The sequence below is a fragment of the Candidatus Accumulibacter sp. ACC012 genome (genome assembly GCF_907163155.1).
GTDB classification, from domain to species: Bacteria; Pseudomonadota; Gammaproteobacteria; order Burkholderiales; family Rhodocyclaceae; genus Accumulibacter; species Accumulibacter delftensis.
This window is the reverse complement of the sequence record NZ_CAJQUC010000012.1, coordinates 52045-69322: the sequence shown is the minus strand read 5'-3', so window position 1 is coordinate 69322 and position 17278 is coordinate 52045. Positions and strand designations below refer to the sequence as shown.

Sequence of the window (17278 nt, the reverse complement as noted above, 5' to 3'; positions counted from 1 at the left end):
ATGCGCGCCCTGAGTGATGCACTGCGCAGCTTGCTGGACGCCTATGGCGCGCTGTTCCTGGCGCGCCAGCGCCTGGTTGGTGCGCTGGTCCTGGCGGCAACCCTGTGCGACCTGGCAACCGGCCTCTGCGGTCTCGCCGCCGGCGTCGCCGCGCTGCTTACGCGCCGCCTGCTGCTTTTGCCGGCCCTGCCTGGCGAGGCCGAGATCCTCAACGCCATCTACGCCGGCCTCGCCCTGGGCGCCTTCTACGCCAGCGAGCCGCGCCTGTTTGCTCTCGCCGCCTTCGGCGGACTGCTCGGCGTGCCACTGGCCAGCGCGCTGCGCCAAATACTCGCCGGCCCCTTCGGCGCCCGCAGCCTGCCGCTACTCGGGGCGCCTTTTCTGTGCACCGCCTGGACCCTGCTGGCGGTAGCCAAGGGCATCGCCCTGCCCCTGCGCACCGTTTGGCCGGCCTGGCCGCTGCTCCCCGACTGGATCCCAGGCGAAGCCGCCGCGGCCGCTTTCTCGGCACTGTCCAGCATCGGCGCCTTGTTCTTTGTCGCCAATCCACTGGCCGGCATCCTGGTCATGACCGCGCTCCTCGTCGCCTCACGCATCCTGGCCCTGCTCGCCGTCGCTGGCGCCCTTCTGGCGAATCTGCTGCTCGCCCAGTTCAGCACGACGCCGGTGCCGGGTCTGGCGCTACTGGTCACCTACAATGGCGCCCTGGTCGCCCTCTTTGTCGGTGGCCTGCTCGCCGTGCCGACGCGACGGACGCTGCTGCTTGCCGCTGGCGCCGTACTGGTCGCCAGCGCGCTATCGGCCGGCATGCTGGCGCTATCCGCAGGCGTCGGCGTGCCGCCTTTATCGGCGCCGTTCGTGCTTACCGTGTGGCTGGCCAGCGCGGCACTGCGTGCCGAAAGCAGCGCCAGCTGGGGGCGCTTCTGGCTGGCGCTGCCGGCGTGCCCCGAGGAGAGCCTGGTCAACGCGCGCCTGGCCAGCGCCCGCGGACTGGCCAGCGGCAGCACCGCACTGCTGCCGCCATTCGCCGGCCGGATGAGTGTCTCGCAGGCGGTCGACGGCGCCCATACGCATCAGGGCGCCTGGCGCTACGCACTCGACTTCGTGGTACTGGTCGACGCTCAGAGCTATTGCCGTGCGGGTTCCAGGCTAAGCGATTTTCATGCCTTCAACCTGCCGGTGCTGTCCCCTGTCCGCGGCCACGTGGCAGCCATTCGCAACGACATCGCCGATAACCCGCCTGGAGAGATGAATCTGGTCGAGAACTGGGGCAATCACGTCCTCATCGACATCGGTGGCGGACTCTACGTGCTGCTGGCGCATCTGCGTCGGGGCAGCATCAAGCTTTCTCCGGGAGATAACGTGACGCCCGGTGTGCTGCTCGGTCGCTGCGGAAATTCCGGCCGATCGCCACAGCCGCATCTGCACATGCACGTCCAGCGGGGCGCGCGGCTGGGCTCGCCAACCGTCCCCTTTCATCTCGCGCACTGCCTGATCAACGGCCGGGAATATGCGCTCGACGGCCAGCCTCGCGAAGGTCAGACGGTCGAGGCGCTGACCGGTAACGACGCCCTGTCAACAGCCTTCGCGCCCCGACCTGGGCGCGAATGGTTGTTCAAATCCGGCGCCAAGGAGTGGCGGCTGGCCGCCGAAACCGGCCTGCTCGGTGACACCCGCCTGGTCTCCTCCGCCGGTGGCAGCGTACTGGCCAGCAGCGCCCGCAGCCTGCTCGCGCTGCATCAGCGGCGCGGCTCGCCGGATATGCTGCTGGATGCTTTCATCCTGGCCTTCGGAATGACGCCTTTTGCAGCACAAGCGCTGCGCTGGCGCGATGCGGCCGACGCATCGCTGTTGCCGCTGCCGCTCTCGCTGCGCCTTGCGCGGCGCTTGCGCCACCCCTTTGGCGCGAATCTCGACAGCCACTGCGAACGCCGCTGGGATGCCACTCGCCAACTCTGGCGTCAGCATTCACGGCACCGGCTGAGGACCGCCAGCGGTGAAATCGAAGCCGAGAGCTTTGGCTGGATCTCCGCAACGCGCGGTCCGGTAGCCTTCTCGCTGGTGATCGCCGGGCACACGCTCGCCAAAGCAGTGCTTGTCGGCTACGGCAATCGTGGCGATCATGGTGTCCCGGCCTGGTCGGCCGCCCTTCTGAAGACATCCGCCTCATGATCCGCCTGACCATACAACGCAAGGTTTTCCTGGCCACCTTTGCCCTGGCGACAGCCATGGCCCTGCTGCTGACCCTGCTCATGCGCTGGAATCTCGGCGACGGTTTCGCGCGTTACACGAGCGCCGCCGAGCTGGCACGCCTCGACGGCACGATCAGCAACATCGAAGCCGAATACGCCCGGCACGGCAACTGGGATTTCCTGCGCGCGGCGCCGGAGCAGGTCTGGCTGCGCTTGTCGCGCCCACAGAGGGAGAGCGGCCCCGATCGTCAAGGGCCCGAGCGCGCAGCGGGCTTTCCAGCGGACTTTCCACCGGAGCGGCAGCCGCCGCCGTTCGGGCCGGGGCAGGAGCAAGGTCCGGGACCCGCAGCCCGCGGCGAAGGACCGCCACGGCCAGCAACGGCAGGCCCGCCGCAGGACAGCGGAAACCTCGGCACGGGGCCGCGGCAGGGTCGGCCCAACGCTCGCCCGCCGTTCGACGTTCTGCGCGTTGGCCCGCGCCTGGCGCTCGTCGATGCCGAGGCCAAGTGGCTGGCGGGAAGCGCCGCGACAGGCGGCGTCGGCGCGACCCGGCCGATCGTCTATCAGGGCAGCGTCGTCGGTCAGCTGAGCTTGCAGGCGGCGCAGTCCTCCGGCGACGAACTCGACGCCGCCTTCCTGGCCAGTCAGACCGAGAACATGCTCTTTTCCGGCCTGGCGGCACTGGGCTTCTCGCTGCTCGCGGCCTGGCTGCTGGCGCGCCATCTGCTGGCGCCGATCAGCGATCTGGCACGCGCTGCGCGCCAGATCGCCGGCGGCGCACTTGATACCCGCATCCAGGTGCGCAGCGAAGACGAACTGGGCCAGCTGGCAGCCGATTTCAATGACATGGCCGAGCGCCTCGGCCGCGTCGAAGAATCGCGCCGGGCCTGGATCTCGGAAAGTTCGCACGAGCTGCGTACGCCACTGGCCGTCCTGCGCGCCGAGATCGAGGCCATGCAGGACGGCGTGCGCACGCCCAATGCGGCAACGCTGGCCCGTCTGCACAAGCAGGTGCAGCAGCTGACGAAGCTGGTCGACGACCTGCGCCTGACCCTCGATCGCGAACCCGCCGAGGGGGCCATGGAACGTGAGTTGCTGGCCTGGGTAGCTCCGGTGGCAGTCCTCGAAGAGGCCATCGAAACTTTTCGTGAGCGTTACGACGCGGCCAATATCCGGCTCGACAGCGCGCAGCTGGTCGATGCCGGCTGGCAGATGCGCGGCGACGCCGGGCGCCTGCTGCAGGTATTCGGCAACCTGCTCGAAAACAGCTTGCGCTATACCCATGCCGGCGGTCAGCTGAGGATTGGCGCGCGCGCCAGCAAGCAACAACTGCTTCTCGAATTTGACGACAGTGCGCCGGCACCGCCCGCGGCCGCCCTGCCGCGCCTGTTCGAGCGCTTCTTCCGCGCCGAACCCTCACGCAGCCGGGCTTTCGGCGGCTCGGGCCTGGGCCTGGCGATCTGCCGAACCCTGGTCGAAGCGCACGGCGGCCAGATCAGCGCCACCCCATCGGCGCTCGGCGGCCTGAAAATCTGCATCGAACTCCCCCTGGAAAAACCATGAGCAAACGCATCCTGATCGTCGAGGATGAAACCGACCTCGCCCAGATCCTCGCCGAATACCTGCAGCGCGACGGTTTCGTCGCCACCACCATCGCCGATGGCCTGATGGCGATGGCCGCGCTGCGCCAGGCGCCGCCCGACCTGCTGCTCCTGGACCTGATGCTGCCCGGCATGAACGGCATTTCCATCCTGCGCGAACTGCGCAAGACCTCCGAGCTGCCGGTGATCATGGTCACCGCGCGCACGGAAGAAATCGACCGCCTGCTCGGGCTCGAACTCGGCGCCGACGACTACATCTGCAAACCCTACTCACCACGCGAAGTCGTCGCCCGCGTCAAGACCGTCCTGCGCCGCGCCCAGCCGACAAGCGCTGCCAGCGGCAGCGCAAGCGCAAGTGGATCACCGCTCGAAATCGACGCCGACACCATGCAGGCACGCGTCGCCGGCAAGAACCTCGACCTGACCCCCAAGGAATTCAGGCTGCTGCAGACCCTGGCCGGCAAACCGGGACGCGTCTTCTCGCGCGCACAACTGCTCGACGCCCTCTATGCAGACAACCTCGAAGTCTCCGAACGTGCCATCGATAGCCACCTGAAAAACCTGCGCAGGAAACTTGCCCCGGCCTTTCCCGACGAGGAGCCGATCCGATCGATCTACGGCGTCGGCTTCGCTTTCGAGCCGTTCCCGTCGTGACCGCAGCCGCGCGCACGACTGCCGCAGCGCCAAGCCGGTAATCCAGGGCCATCCGCTGATCGCCCCTCGCCCCTCGTGGGAGAGTGGTCAGGGGAGAGGGGGAGCTGCGGCTGACGACACCCTAAATCGCCTGCGCCTACGCCAGCGGCAACGCCAGGCAAAGGCGCGTGCCGCCATCCGGCGACGGCAGCGGTCGCAGGCTGCCGCCGTGCAGCGCGGCGACACGCTGGGCGATGGCCAGGCCGAGGCCGCCGATGCCGCCACTGCTGCGCCGGAGCGGGGGGTCGCGCAGCGACTGGCCATGTTCCAGGCGCAGCCATACTTCTTCGGGCAAACCGCCGCCGCCGTCCTCGACGGTGATCCGCGCCAGCCCCTTGTCGTGGCTGAGGCTGACGCGCACCGGCGCAGTGCCAGGGGCATGGCGCAGGGCGTTGTCGATCAGGTTGGTGAGCGCGCGCTCGACGAGCTGCAGGTCGCCATCCAGTTCAAGGCTCCCCGGCGGTTCGCCAGCCAGGGTCACCGGCGGCGGCCCGCCGTTGACTGCGAATTTCTGCACCGCGTCGGTCACCAACTCGTCGAGCCGGAAGCGCTCGCGATGCAGCAACTGGTCGCTCGATTGCAGTGCCGCCAGTTCGAAGAGCTGCTGCGACAGGCGCCGCACCTTGTCGCTCTGCGCCAGCGCCGCGACGATGACGCGCTGGCCCTGCTCGGGCTCCGCAAGCGCCTTGCCGGCCAGGGCTTCGAGGTGGCCGTGCAGGGCGGTCAGCGGCGTGCGCAGATCGTGCGCGACGCTGGCCATGGTCTCGCGATGTGCGCTCGCCTGTTGCTGCTCGCGCGCGGCCTGGGATTCGATGCGTTCGGTCATTTCGTCGAAAGCGGCGCCAATGGCCTGCACTTCATCGCCAGCGCTCGGCGACGAACTGTGCCCGGCTGCGGCGGCATGCAGGGTGTGCAGGCTGTAGTCGCGCATGCGCCGGGCGAGACGATGCAGCGGCTGCGTCAGCCGACGCAGGGTAAAGGCGCCGACCGCCAGGGTCACCAGCAGACCCAGGCCGGCCACCAGAGCGGTACTCTGCCAGACGCGGCCCTGGCTAAGTTGCCCGCTGACCGCTTCGCGCGCCTGCCCGTCGAGGACGATGTACAGGTAGCCCGGCGGGCGGCTGTCGCCGGCACGCGGCGGGAACATCGCCGCGCTGAAGATGCGCGCCAGGCCCGAACCCATCGGGTCGCTGCCCCGCAAGGGCAAGGCGGCGCCACCCAGGAAGGCGCGCACCGGCCGCAGGTCGACCTGCTCCTGCTGCACCATGCCGGGGTCGCCGATGTAGGCCTGGACGCGACCGTCGGCGTCAAGCACGTAAACCTGGATGCCGGGGTTAACCACCATCAGCATCGACAGCAGCGCGTCGCGCGCCGCGCGGTCGGCCTGGTCGCGGTCGCTCACGGTAATCTCGGGCCAGTGTTCGACGATGTGCCGGGCCAGCCCGTGCGACAGGCGTTGCAGCGACTCCTGCTCGTCCTCGGCGGCGACGTGCCAGCCAAGGACGCCGACCAGCGCCCCGTAGGCGAGCAGGAGCAAGGCCATGGTCATCGTCAGGCGCGACGAAAATGACCGCCGCAAGCGTTCCGTACGTGGCGTCCGCCGCGCCGAGCGGGCAGCGTCGCCGCTCACGCTGTTTCCCCCGCTCATGGCGAAGTCGCTTCGAAACGGTAGCCGACACCCCAGACGGTGACGATGCGCCGCGGGTCGCGCGGGTCGTCTTCGATCTTGGTGCGCAGGCGGTTGATGTGCGAGTTGACCGTGTGCTCGTAGCCGTCGAAACCGGCGCCCCAGACGCGCTGCAGCAGTTCGCCGCGGCTGAAGGCGCGGCCCGGGTGACGGGCCAGGAAGTGCAGCAGATCGAACTCGCGCAGGGTCAGCGGCACGGCGGCGTCGCCGCGCAGCAGTTCGCGACGCACGGTGTCGAGGCGGAAAGGGCCGAAGCGTAACTCCGACGCCAGCGCCGGCGAGGCGCGCAATTGCTCGATGCGGCGCAGCAGGGCGCGCACCCGGGCAACCAGCTCGAGCATCGAAAACGGCTTGGCGAGATAATCGTCGGCGCCGAGTTCGAGACCGAGAACGCGGTGCGCCTCGGCCGAACGCGCGCTGAGCATGATCACCGGCACGTCGGCATGGCGAGCGCGCAGATGGCGGCAGACATCCCAGCCGTCAGCGCCGGGGAGCATCAGGTCGAGCAGCACCATGTCCCAGCGCTGGCGGTCGATGGCCGCCATCGCGCGCAGTCCGTCGGACTCCCGATGCAGGCGATAGCCGGCCTCTTCGAGATGCAGGCGCAAGGCGCCGGCGATGGCATCGTCGTCCTCGACGAGCAGCAGCTGCTCGTTCATGCGACTAGCGGCGCGGCGCGCTGCTGGCGCCGACGCCGGAGGACGACGGGAAGAGGGCCGGCGCTCGCTTTCACACGGGTGAGAGAGCCGAATCGGCGCTCTGTTTGCGGCGTCGGTGGCCGACCCAACCGATCGCGAGCAGTCCTGGCAGCATCAGTGCCAGGCTTTCGGGCTCGGGCACTGCCTGGAAACTGATGCGATAGATTTCGCTGCCCGCGCTGAGGGCGCTGTTGAGCATGTAGCCGGCAGCGGTAGTTTGCCCGTTGAAAGCCGACTCCAGCCCGGCGAAATCGAAACGGACGACACCGTTCTCCGCGGTACGGTTGGTCGCGACGCTGCCGACAACGAAGGCCGCCGCCTTGGGATCGGAAACTTCCGATCCGGCGTCCCAGATGTCGCCAGCGTACTGAACGATCGAGGTGATCGCCAGCTGGCCGGCAGCGTTGAACAGCCGGTATTGCATCGGCGAATCATTGCCGATGAAGTGATCGTTGCTCGGCAAGACCATGGCGGCAAAGGTGAAGAAAGGATTGCTGGTGGCGTCGATCATGAAAGTCGCACTACTGCTCGCACCGGGCAGCAAGGCGCCACCGATCGTGCCACGGGTCGCATTCGGTTCGGCGGCAGCGAACGCCGCCTGCCATTCGCTACCGCCACCGAGTTCGGCGACGGAAATAATCTCGGCGCCGGCCGCCTGGCCAATGTTGAAAGAATCGAAACTGCCGCTGCCGAAACCGACATGCAAGGGTGCAAAACTGATACCGCTGGTCGGAACGCGGTTTTCAATGGTCACCTTAATCTGTGCAGCGCCGGCACTGGCGCAAAAGGCCAGCGCGGCGGTGCCGGCAGCCAGGCGGAAAGGAATGGAAAGGCGTTCGTGCATCTGAGTTCTCCTCGAGGAAAGAAGCGCATGGGAAACGAGCCGGAAAACCCGAACTCGCACGAACGATGATAGGCAGCCAGTCTCCCCGAGTCCTCATCGAATGATCACGCAGCGGTGATCATTTCACCCAGCCGCGCTCGAACGCGGCAAGATCAAGGGCAGCAGTCCGTACTCGCCGGAGATACTGGTGCCGCGCCATGCACGGATGCACGAAGGCAAGTCGACGCCGCGTGCGACGCCTCCCTCCCCGTTGCGTCATAGGCCGTGGTCAGCAAACGCAGGCTGAAAGGCTTACGGCAAGGTCGCGATGTACTCGGCAACCGCGTGCGCTTCCAGCTCCGTGAGCTTCGCGGCAACGGTGTGCATCACGGCATTGTCGTTGGTGCGCTCGCGCGTGTTGAACTGCTTGAGCTGGTCCTCGATGTAGCGCGGATGTTGCCCGGCCAGGCGCGGCAGTTGCGGCGTGCCGTGCCCCTGCTCGCCGTGGCAACTGGCGCAGGCAGGCAGGCCCGAGAAGGAGTTTCCCTGGCTGAAGATATACAGGCCGACGCCGAGCAGCGCCGCATCGCGCGATTTTTTCGCGGGCACGCTCTTGCTTTCGAAAAAGACACCCAGCGCCTGCATCTCGGCCGGCGTCAACTCCGCGGCCTGCGGCTTCATGGTCTCGCTCTTGCGCTTGCCGCTCTTGAAATCGGCGAGTTGCTTGGCGACGTATTCGGCATGCTGCCCGGCGAGGCGCGGGAAAACGACGCTCGCCGCTTCGCCCTCCTTGCCGTGACAAAGCGAGCAACGTTCGACGACGATTTGCTGGGCACGCGCCTGGTCCGCCGCACTGTCTGCCAGCGCGGGCAGCGCCGACAGAAAGGCCAAGGCGGCCACTACGCTCGCGCCGAACAGGGCACCATGCTTGTAAGCCAATTGAGTTCTCCTTTGCTTGCACAGACGCTGTGCACGGTGGCTGGATACTAACGGTCATGACAGTCGAGATACCCCGGATGATGAAATTCATGACCGTTTCCCCTCTTCCCCGACCCTTCTCCCGCGAGGGGAGAAGGGAGGTTTGTGAGTCGCGTGCGCGACTTTCACATTAATTCGCGGGCGGCTGCTTTTCATTCGTACTGATGGTGGCCAGCGGACTCGCGTGCCGGTCAGGCGACTGCGCGGAATCCTGCGGAGCTGAATCCTGCGGAGCCGGATCCAGCCAGGGCAGAGCCATCACCCACCGCCGCCACAGCCTGATAGGCAGCGCTCGCTGCGCTGCCGCGGGCCACGCTTTCCTGAGCTGGCGGCTGCTTCTGCGCGCGTTCCTGGGCGGCCAGTTCCAGGCGCGCTACGCTGGCCATCTGTGTCGCCATGGCCGCCACTTTCTGGTCCTGCGACGAGGGATCGGCCGGTGCCAGTGCCGCGGCGCGAATCTGTTGCGCCTTGGCGATGGTTTCCTCGGGGTCGCCACCGGGAGAGGTGTCGATGCTCACTTCGCCCGCGACGGCATAGCGCTGGTTGTCCGGCCCGACCTGGTAGGTGAAGGTGGCGCCACCGGCCAAACCGGCGCCCGCCGCCATATGCGCCAGTTCATGCGTACGCACCTGACGGTCGGTTGCACTGAGCTGATCGATCAGGCGCAGGTCTTCCGCGGAAAGACCACTCGCGGCGCTCGCCATGGCACTGGCTTTTGCCGTCACGCTCTCGGTTACGGCCGTAAAACCGGTCGCGGTTGTCTCACCCGTTTCGGCTGGTCGCCCGGTCTGCACAAGCGCCGGCTGTTCAGCCGGCGTCGCTTTCTGGTGCTCGGCGACACGGGCCGCTCTCTGCTCGGGCGATAAGACCGTCCGCAGAACGGAAGCTTGCGCAGCAGCGACACTGTTGACCACGAGAACCTCGGCAAGCAAAGGGCGAGGCTGTGACTATAGACCGAACCGACGGCGTTCAGCAATCCGGGCGCAGAGGTACTTGCGGTTACGTGCAGCTAACTGACTGCACTCCGCCCGCGTGCCAGCAGTCGGCGCAGCAGCGAGCCTCCCGGGCGGGTCTTGCGTTCGCGCATGAATGCCAGGTAGAGCAGCGGCACGGCGAACAGGGTCAGCGCCGTCGAGAACAGCAGCCCCCAGACAATGCTCGAAGCGACGGGCCCCCACAACAAGCTCTTGCCGCCGATGCCGAAAGCCAGCGAGAACAGGCCGCCGATGGTCGTCGTGGTGGTGATCAGGATCGGCACCACGCGCCGCCGACCCGCCTGGACCAGGGCGTGCATGCCGCCCATACGCTTTGTCCGGTCGTTGGCAGCGTCGATCAGGACGATGGCCGAGTTGACGCCGATACCGGTCAGCGCGATCACTCCGTAGAGCGTATATAGCGACAGCGGGTTGCCCGACAGCGCCAGCCCGAACGCGACACCGGTGAAGGCCAGCGGCACGGTCACCAGGATCATCAGCGGTTGCCAGTAGCTGGCAAACTGCGCGGCGAGAATCAGATAGATCAGGCCAATACCGAGGAGGAAGAGGATCTTCATCGCATCGAGACTCTCCTCGATGTCCTCCAGCTCGCCGGAAAAATCGAGGCTGACGCCAGGATGCGCGGCGCGGATCGTGTCCCACTCACTGGCGATGAGGGCGTTGGCCGCGGCGGTATCGGTGAGGGTCTTGTCGAGGCTGGCTTCAACGGTAATCGTTCGGCGCAGGTTGTAGTGGCGGATGAAGCCGCGGCCCGGCGTGATTTCTTCTTCGACGAGCGCGCCGAGGCGGCTGATCTGGCCATCGGGCAAGGCGATCGGCTCGTTCAGGAAAGTTGCCGGGTCGAGGCGTCGGGTACGCTCGGAACGCACGCGCACCTCGATCTTGTCGCCTTCGTCACGCGTAAAAGCAACCACCTCGCCGTCGACGGCAATGCGTACCTGCCGGGCCAGTTGCGCGGCGTTCAGCCCGGCCTTGCGCAGGGCGTCGCGGTCGAGACGCAGGCTCAGTTGCGGGCGGCCGGGAACGTTGTCGTCCTGCACGTCGCGCGCGCCGGGGATCCTGGCGGTGATCGCCTTGAGCGCGTCGGCGGCGGCCTGCAGTTGCGCGAAATCATCGCCGCGCACCTTGACGCTGATTGCCTTGCCGGCGGGGGGACCGCCCGAGATTACGGTAAAGCTCTTGCGCCCGAGACCGGGTACCGCTTCGACGCTGGCGCGCATCGCCTCGACCGTCGCGCCAACATCGCGCGCGCCCTTGCGCAGCGGGTTGAGCGAAACGATCACCTGCCCGTAGGGGTCGCCATACAGTGGCTCGTTATCGGTGAACTTGACCCCGGCATTGGCATGGACCGAGCGTGCCTCGCCACCCGGCCCGATGCCATCCAGCTGGCTGCGCACCACCTGCTCGACGGACCTGGTTTCGGCCAGCGTGTCTTCGAGCGTCGCCGTCGCCGGCAGGTCGACGTTCACGTAAATAATCCGTATCGGATCGAAAGCGAAGAACTGCACACGAATCACACCGGAGGCAAGCAACGCCGCGGCGGCAAGGACCGCGGCCAGGGTCAGCGCTGCAAAGCGCTTCGGCCGGCGCAGGGTGTACGCCAGCGCCTGCCCGTAGCGCAGGCGAATGCGGCGATTGAAACGGTTGCGCCAGACTTGCAGGCGCGACAGCCGGTCGAGACGCAGCTTGCTGGCGACGATGTGCACCGGCATCATCCAGAAGGCTTCGAGCAGCGAGATCAGCAAGGCCAGGGTGACCACGAACGGGATAATGAACATGAACTTGCCGACGATTCCCGGCAGCAACATCAGTGGCAGGAAGGCGGCCATGGTCGTCGCCACCGACGCCAGCACCGGCGCCCAGACTTCGCCGATGGCGTCGAGGCTGGCCTGCAGCGCCTGCTGGCCGCGCTCGATGCGGTAGTAGGTCGCTTCGACGATGACCACCGCGTCATCGACCAGCAGGCCGAGCGCGATGACCACGCCGAGCAGCACCGAGACGTTCACCGTGTGCCCCATGGCCGCCAGCAAGGCGAAAGTGCCGAGCAGGGAAAACGGAATGCCCAGCGAAACCAGCACGCCGATCTTGGCGCCGAGGAACAGCCAGCACACCGCGAGCACCATGATCACCCCGTACAAGGCGTTGGTCTGCATGACCTGAATCGCTTCGCGGGTGGGAATCGTCTGGTCGTCGGCGAGAGTCATTTTCAGGCCGCTGGCAGCTAGCACCGCGTTTTCTTCGGCAATGAAGCTGCGCAGACGGTCGACGAGTTCGAGCGTGTTGCTGCCGGCCTTCTTGTTGATGGCCAGCGAAATCGCGTCGCGGCCGTCGGTCGACGAGTATTGCGTCGCCGGCGCGCGCGCTCTTTCGATGCGCGCCACCTCGTCGAGCCGCGCCGAAATACGCGGTCGGGACGACGACATCACCGGCAGTGTCGCCAGCGACTCGGGATCGGTGAGCACGCCCTTGATGCCAACCGACCAGGCGCTGCCCTGCCCTTTCAAGGTGCCGCCGGAAACATCGCGATACCAGTCGCGCACGCTGTCGGCGATGTCGGTGCTGGTCAGGCCGCGCGCCGCCAGGGCCTGTGGATTGGCACTGATGAGCAGCTCCGGGTCGCGCAACCCGGAAGCGATGACCGAGTCGACGCCGCTCATGCGCTCCAGATCGCTCTTGATGCGCCGCGCGTTCAAACGTAGCGTCTCGTCGTCGGCCTGACCGACAAGCAGAATCGACGCCGTCGGAAAACCGTTAGAAGTGGTGATCTCCATGACCAGCGGATCCTTGGCCTCGGGTGGCAGCTCGGACTTGGCCTTGTTCTGGATTTCGCGACGCAGGTCGTTCATCCGCTTGTCGAAATTGCGCTCGGAGATCTCGCGGAAGCGAACCAGGATCGTCGAAATGTTCTCGCGCGACGTCGACACCACGAAGCGCACGTCGGCAACACCCTTGATGCCGTCCTCGAGCGGGTTGGTCACCAGCCGCTCGACTTCCTCGGCACTCGAACCGGGCAGCGCGGTGACGATGCTCACCCAGTTGAAATTGATTTCCGGATCCTGCTCGCGCGGCATCGTCAGGTAGCTGAGCAGACCGAGCAGCAGCACCACCGCGAAGGCGACGTTGGCCAGGGGATGGTTCGAGATCAGGGCACGCAATAGCTTCATGGTTAGCGGTGCCGCCTACTTGATTGCCACGCCGTCTTGCAGCGTCGCCTGGCCGCGCACGACAAGGCGCGTCTCCTCCGGCAGCGCGACCGCTGTCGCCCGACCCTCCTGCGCACCGGGCAAGGCGACGAAGCGGGCGACCTTGTCCTGCTCGACAAAAACACCGATCGCGTCGCCGCGGCGCACCAGCAGCGGCGCCGGCAGGTAAGGCTGCGGATCGGACCACAGCAAACGCCCGTCGCTGCCCACCGGAACGGGAGGCTTGGCCGCGGCGCCGGCCGCAAAACCGAGGCGGACTTCCTGCGTGCGCGCTGGCGCCGACACCGTGCCGCCAACGCGCAGCAGGCGTAGCGGATAGCTCTGCCCGCGCGTCGCGAAAACCGGATCGCTCGCCCGGCGCAGTCCGGCGACATCGGCCGGCGCGATATTCGCGCTCACTTCGGCGGCACCGGTTTCGGCGATCACGTAAAGCACCGTTCCGGGCGCCACCGCCTCGCCGGTCTGCGCCAGTCGCTCCATGACGCTGCCGGCAAAAGGTGCGCGCAGCGTCGCCTTCGCCAGCTGACGTTGAGCGACCGCCAGCTGCGCCTGTTGCGATGCCCGTTCGCTGCGCATCAGCGCCACTTCGGTTTCGCGCTGGATCAGCGCTTCCTGCGAGAAAAACCCCTGCCTCAGCAGCTCCTGCGAGCGCTTGAGCTGCTGCTCGGCCTGCTTGAGGCGCGCCAGTGAAGCATCCACCGCCGCCTGCGCCTGCGCCACCGCCAGCCGGAAATCGACCGGGTCGATGATGACCAGCACTTCACCCTTCTTCACCGCACTGCCAGCTTCAGCCGTCCAGCGCAGCACGACCCCGCTGACCTCGGCCGACAGCTTCGACTCGTTGCGCGCCATCACGCTGGCCGCCAGTTCGCGCTGCGGGTGGATGACCACCTCACTGAGCGCTGCGGTCTCGATGATCACGGCAGCGGCTTTTGTGGTCGCTGGCGTGCTCTGGGCGTGCGCCTGCGGCGCGCTGGTGAGAAGGGCCACGAGGGCGGTGACCACCACCGTGGTCGACCGCGCCGGTCCAGGCGGCCGCGCGCGCCGAACGAGCCAGGTAGTCTGTCGCGGCAAGTCAATCAGTCTCATGTGCTACCGCCATATCGGCGTCAATGAATGTCAGATGAATGGCGGCGAGAGCGCCAGTGGAAGGAGCGCTTGCCTGTCGTGAGTTGCCCCCGAACTGGCGCGCAGCCTACCGCGCCACCCCGTGCCGGTGGACCTGATCGGCCGCCTGATACGACCGGGTAGCGCCGACGCTCATGCAACATCGACCCGCCCCATGCCCAATCGATCAGCCGCCTCGCATAGTCGTCGGTTGATGCCGCCGACGCTTGCCATCTCGATCAAGGTCCAGGCGGACATCATCAACTTCTGTTCGCGTACGCTCTCCATTCAGGAGCAGCAGCAACCCAATCGCGTAAGTCCGACCACTCGAAGGGCGTCGATCGCGGCTCGGCCACCAGGCTGGCTAAAGGTTTGCCACGTCGTGTGATAAGGACCTCCCCGCCGACCTCGACCTCGGCAAGAGGTGCGGAAAGTTGCGATTTAGTATCGGCAATCGTCGCGGTCTTCATGTTTCGGTCCCTGTAAAGCGGTCAATTCGGTCCACATTTTTGCGCTTATTGGTCATCTTTTAAATGGCTGTCATGTGACGGTAGCAATTCAATTCCGTGTTTGGCACCCGTAGCGCTCATGACGTCGCGTGACTACGATCCTGCCTACCCGGCTCGACGCGCAACGCTCAAGCGCTGCCCAAGCTTGCCCGCAACGCGCGGAGCAGAGTCCACTGAGGCAGGCGTTCGCTTTCGCGCATGACTCTGAGCGCCCACGACGGAGCTGGCGACCAGTCGCCATCCTGGCAGCAGAGGGCGGCGAACCGGCAGATGTCGCCAGGCCCTCGCAACCCCATCGAGCTGCAATTCAAGTATCGCCGCATCACGGTTCAGCAATGTCAGTCGCTCATCGTTCGCCTGCGCGATCAGCAATCGATCGAAGGGGTCGGTGTGGCTACAGTGCAGGCTGCGCAGCACAGTGATGTGACGCGGCAAGATCGGCAGCAGAACGAAACCCTGCGCTTCCAACTCGTCGGTGATATCACCTGGCGGCAAGGGCAATTTCCCTTTGCCGTTTTTCAGCACCATTTCCCACACGCTGGCGGTGCTGACGACGATCCCGGACTCTGCGATCAGCCCTTGCGTAGCCTCGCCCAAACGCGCGTCGCCGGTCATCCACCAGTAGAACAGGTGGGGGTCCAGCAGGTAGCGCTTCATCACATATCGCCGCCGCGGAGCGCGTCGGCAATGGCTGTATTGGTTGCGGGCCCATCCCAATCAGCGTCAGCCTTGGCCAAGGTCGCCCACGCTCCGGGCTTGCGCACAAGCGCCGGCGCCGCAACTGTCACCAGCCTGACCACCGGAACCCCATTGTTGGCGATAACCACATCCTCACCCGCCAACGCTGCTTGTACCAGCTTGGAAAGCTGGTTCTTGGCTTCCAGCATGTTGACTTGCATTGTGAACTCCTCCGTCAAGTCACTCGAACCCATGCAGTTTAGCTCTGCCTGGCCAAGTTGGCTAACGAGGCGCCTTGACGAGCCGGAAAGACACGCGGACAGGAAGCATGAGCCCGACACCGGCAAGCACGACAACACTCAAGGGCTTCAATCGCGGGCGCCGATTGTTGGCGCCTCAGGGTTCGATACCCCTGCTGGCGTGGACTTTGAGTAGCCTGGCGGCAGCCAGCAGCCCTTCGTCCAGGGTGTAAAGCATTGTTGCGCCATCGTTGCGCCATCGTTGCGAGCAATGGCCAAATGCAGCGCGTCGCCAGCTTGCAATTTTGTCGCGAAGTGCTGGATGTACGCTTTGGCAAGCTCGTCGTCCGCCGCGCCGGGAACAAGCACCTGGCAGGAGCCAGCCACCATGTCAGCGAACTGGCCATGGCCAGCAACGCCTCCGCCAGCGCCATACCTCCCATCCTGAACTCCCGAGCGATGAGACTCGCGAACTCGACGCGGGTCCACTGGCTGACGTGCAAGCGGCCAACCGGGAGCGCCACAAAGAACGCCTCGATCTTTTTACTGGTCGCTTCCTCGACGATGAGCGGAGCCAGGAAGCTGGTGTCGAAATACAGCATCAAAGACTCTCGTCGCGCATTTCCCGCAAAAGTTCTGCACTCGATTTTCGTCAGCAAGCAGTCCTCAAGCTGCAGTGATCGTCGCCCGCGGTATGTCGGCCACTCGGGGAGCAATGCTCTCAACCTGTCAGGCCATAGTCATACGCCGGTTTTGTAAGCAGGTGATAGATGGGGCTTTCGTGTGAAGTTTCTGGGGTATGAGCGGTTTGGTTTTATCTTGACGAGGTTCTTGATCAGTTCGTCGAGAACGGAGTCGATATTGTCGGGCGCCTCGAGTCCCTGGAGGAGCCAGTGTCCGAGGGTGCGCTTGACGCGAGAGAAGGTGTCGCCACGGTTGATGGCGTACTGAGCGTGGGTGTCGGGATCGAGGGATTCACTGGCGGCATGGACGGCCAGGGCGTTGATCTTGTCGCAGAGGATTTGTGCGCCGAAGTCCTGTTGTGAGGCCAGCCAGGACATGCCGGACAGATGTTCGAGGGCCAGGCGCCAGGCGATGCTTGATCCGTTTGAACGCCTCCTCAATTCGCCACCGGGAGTCATCGATACCGGCATTGGCATTGACGAGAAACACATCGACAGGATCTTTCTGCCGCATGTGCGACTGGAAGACGCAGCAGGCCGCCACCCCGAGGGTTCAGGATTGGGTTTGACTATCGTCCAGCGCCTGGTGAGCAGCCTCGGTGGCTCGTTGCGGGTAGAAAGCGATTTGAGCGATGGAACAAATTTTCAGGTGACGGTGCCGGGATTGGTTGATGGATAGGCCAATCCAGCACTCCTTACCTCCGCTTTCAATGCCCTGGGTTGCTCGCCGAATGGGTACGCTTAAAGCTCGTGCCGGTCGGCAATCGGTCGCGATGCAGCGGTTTGCATAGTCGGCCCTGCAGCATTCCCTTATCGGGCCTGGCACGCGAAGCCCGGCGCGTGACGCGCGGCCCGCTGACGGTGGTCATGAGCTGAGCGGCTCCGTCTTGAGCGTCGCGCAGCTTGGCGAACCTGGCGTGCAGCGGGTGACGATTGGCAGCAGCCTGGCAGGCGCAGCCCTGGGTTTCATTCGCCAGGCGGCAACGGAGATGGCCACGCTTGGCGGCTTCTCGTACGCCAGCCAGCAGATTCCGGACCGCGGGCTGTGCCAATTCTTCGCCGATCGACCTCCAGATCTTGCGTAAGACGCACGCTATTATCCTCGTCGCGCGCTGGGACGACGCCGGCGACGCGGACTGATCGGCTATAATCCCGCCCTTTCACTGCCTTGCCGTGAGCCGCGTGCGCAGTT

At 65.9% G+C, this 17278-nt stretch carries 17 protein-coding genes; 6 read left to right on the top strand and 11 right to left on the bottom strand.

All coding sequences use genetic code 11. The annotated features are described in order from the left end of the window. The 3 genes from QZ648_RS13525 to QZ648_RS13515 are packed head-to-tail and all read left to right on the top strand — an operon-like array spanning nucleotide 1 to nucleotide 4447. Nucleotides 1-2172, top strand: a complete 2172-nt coding sequence (locus QZ648_RS13525; RefSeq protein ID WP_291997386.1) for an urea transporter — start codon at nucleotides 1-3, stop codon at nucleotides 2170-2172. After that, complete coding sequence (locus tag QZ648_RS13520; RefSeq protein ID WP_291997385.1) at nucleotides 2169-3755, top strand: ATP-binding protein; 1587 nt, start codon at nucleotides 2169-2171, stop codon at nucleotides 3753-3755. Before QZ648_RS13525 ends, QZ648_RS13520 begins: the two co-directional genes overlap by 4 nt. Continuing rightward, the gene (locus QZ648_RS13515) at nucleotides 3752-4447 is read left to right on the top strand and encodes a response regulator (protein WP_291997384.1); all 696 of its coding nucleotides are present in this window, start codon (nucleotides 3752-3754) and stop codon (nucleotides 4445-4447) included. Before QZ648_RS13520 ends, QZ648_RS13515 begins: the two co-directional genes overlap by 4 nt. A gap of 136 nt (nucleotides 4448-4583) precedes the next feature. Here the strand turns inward: QZ648_RS13515 and QZ648_RS13510 are convergent, their stop codons facing one another. The 10 genes from QZ648_RS13510 to QZ648_RS13465 all read right to left on the bottom strand — a co-directional run bounded on the left by QZ648_RS13510 (nucleotide 4584) and on the right by QZ648_RS13465 (nucleotide 15385). Further along, nucleotides 4584-6134 carry a HAMP domain-containing sensor histidine kinase gene (locus QZ648_RS13510; RefSeq protein WP_291997383.1) on the bottom strand — a complete coding sequence of 517 codons (1551 nt, stop codon included), beginning with the start codon at nucleotides 6132-6134 and terminating at the stop codon, nucleotides 4584-4586. Beyond that, nucleotides 6131-6832: a response regulator transcription factor gene (locus tag QZ648_RS13505; RefSeq protein ID WP_169067639.1), complete on the bottom strand. Its 702-nt coding sequence runs from the start codon at nucleotides 6830-6832 to the stop codon at nucleotides 6131-6133. The genes QZ648_RS13510 and QZ648_RS13505 overlap by 4 nt, the downstream gene beginning before the upstream one ends. A gap of 70 nt (nucleotides 6833-6902) precedes the next feature. Beyond that, nucleotides 6903-7715 (bottom strand): spondin domain-containing protein, encoded by an 813-nt coding sequence (locus tag QZ648_RS13500; protein WP_169067640.1) that lies wholly within the window; start codon nucleotides 7713-7715, stop codon nucleotides 6903-6905. Between the two features lie 291 nt (nucleotides 7716-8006). Beyond that, a complete protein-coding gene (locus tag QZ648_RS13495) occupies nucleotides 8007-8633 on the bottom strand; it encodes a c-type cytochrome (protein WP_336511718.1) in 627 nt (208 codons plus the stop codon). A gap of 230 nt (nucleotides 8634-8863) precedes the next feature. Beyond that, nucleotides 8864-9586 (bottom strand): putative metalloprotease CJM1_0395 family protein, encoded by a 723-nt coding sequence (locus QZ648_RS13490; RefSeq protein WP_336511675.1) that lies wholly within the window; start codon nucleotides 9584-9586, stop codon nucleotides 8864-8866. Nucleotides 9587-9681: 95 nt separating this feature from the next. After that, entirely contained in the window at nucleotides 9682-12831 is a 3150-nt protein-coding gene (locus QZ648_RS13485; protein WP_291997382.1) for an efflux RND transporter permease subunit, read from the bottom strand. Between the two features lie 15 nt (nucleotides 12832-12846). Beyond that, nucleotides 12847-13959 (bottom strand): efflux RND transporter periplasmic adaptor subunit, encoded by a 1113-nt coding sequence (locus tag QZ648_RS13480; RefSeq protein WP_291997381.1) that lies wholly within the window; start codon nucleotides 13957-13959, stop codon nucleotides 12847-12849. Between the two features lie 278 nt (nucleotides 13960-14237). Then, on the bottom strand, nucleotides 14238-14447 hold the full coding sequence (locus tag QZ648_RS13475) for a type II toxin-antitoxin system Phd/YefM family antitoxin (protein WP_169066837.1): 210 nt from the start codon (nucleotides 14445-14447) through the stop codon (nucleotides 14238-14240). A gap of 144 nt (nucleotides 14448-14591) precedes the next feature. After that, nucleotides 14592-15143 carry a type II toxin-antitoxin system VapC family toxin gene (locus tag QZ648_RS13470; protein ID WP_291997380.1) on the bottom strand — a complete coding sequence of 184 codons (552 nt, stop codon included), beginning with the start codon at nucleotides 15141-15143 and terminating at the stop codon, nucleotides 14592-14594. Continuing rightward, nucleotides 15143-15385, bottom strand: coding sequence for a type II toxin-antitoxin system prevent-host-death family antitoxin (locus QZ648_RS13465; protein ID WP_291997379.1), 243 nt, complete (start codon nucleotides 15383-15385; stop codon nucleotides 15143-15145). The genes QZ648_RS13470 and QZ648_RS13465 overlap by 1 nt, the downstream gene beginning before the upstream one ends. 297 nt (nucleotides 15386-15682) lie before the next feature. On the opposite strand from QZ648_RS13465, the gene QZ648_RS13460 reads away from it, so the two are divergent. After that, nucleotides 15683-16162, top strand: a complete 480-nt coding sequence (locus tag QZ648_RS13460; protein WP_169066834.1) for a hypothetical protein — start codon at nucleotides 15683-15685, stop codon at nucleotides 16160-16162. Here QZ648_RS13460 and QZ648_RS13455 read toward each other — a convergent pair. After that, entirely contained in the window at nucleotides 16144-16464 is a 321-nt protein-coding gene (locus QZ648_RS13455; RefSeq protein WP_291997378.1) for a hypothetical protein, read from the bottom strand. The two genes, QZ648_RS13460 and QZ648_RS13455, sit on opposite strands and share 19 nt — an antisense overlap. A 34-nt stretch (nucleotides 16465-16498) precedes the next feature. Here QZ648_RS13455 and QZ648_RS13450 point away from each other — a divergent pair, with 34 nt between their 5' ends. Continuing rightward, nucleotides 16499-16765 (top strand): ATP-binding protein, encoded by a 267-nt coding sequence (locus QZ648_RS13450; protein WP_169066833.1) that lies wholly within the window; start codon nucleotides 16499-16501, stop codon nucleotides 16763-16765. Nucleotides 16766-16973: 208 nt separating this feature from the next. Further along, nucleotides 16974-17171 carry a hypothetical protein gene (locus QZ648_RS13445; RefSeq protein ID WP_169066832.1) on the top strand — a complete coding sequence of 66 codons (198 nt, stop codon included), beginning with the start codon at nucleotides 16974-16976 and terminating at the stop codon, nucleotides 17169-17171. The last annotated feature ends 107 nt before the right edge of the window (nucleotides 17172-17278 follow it).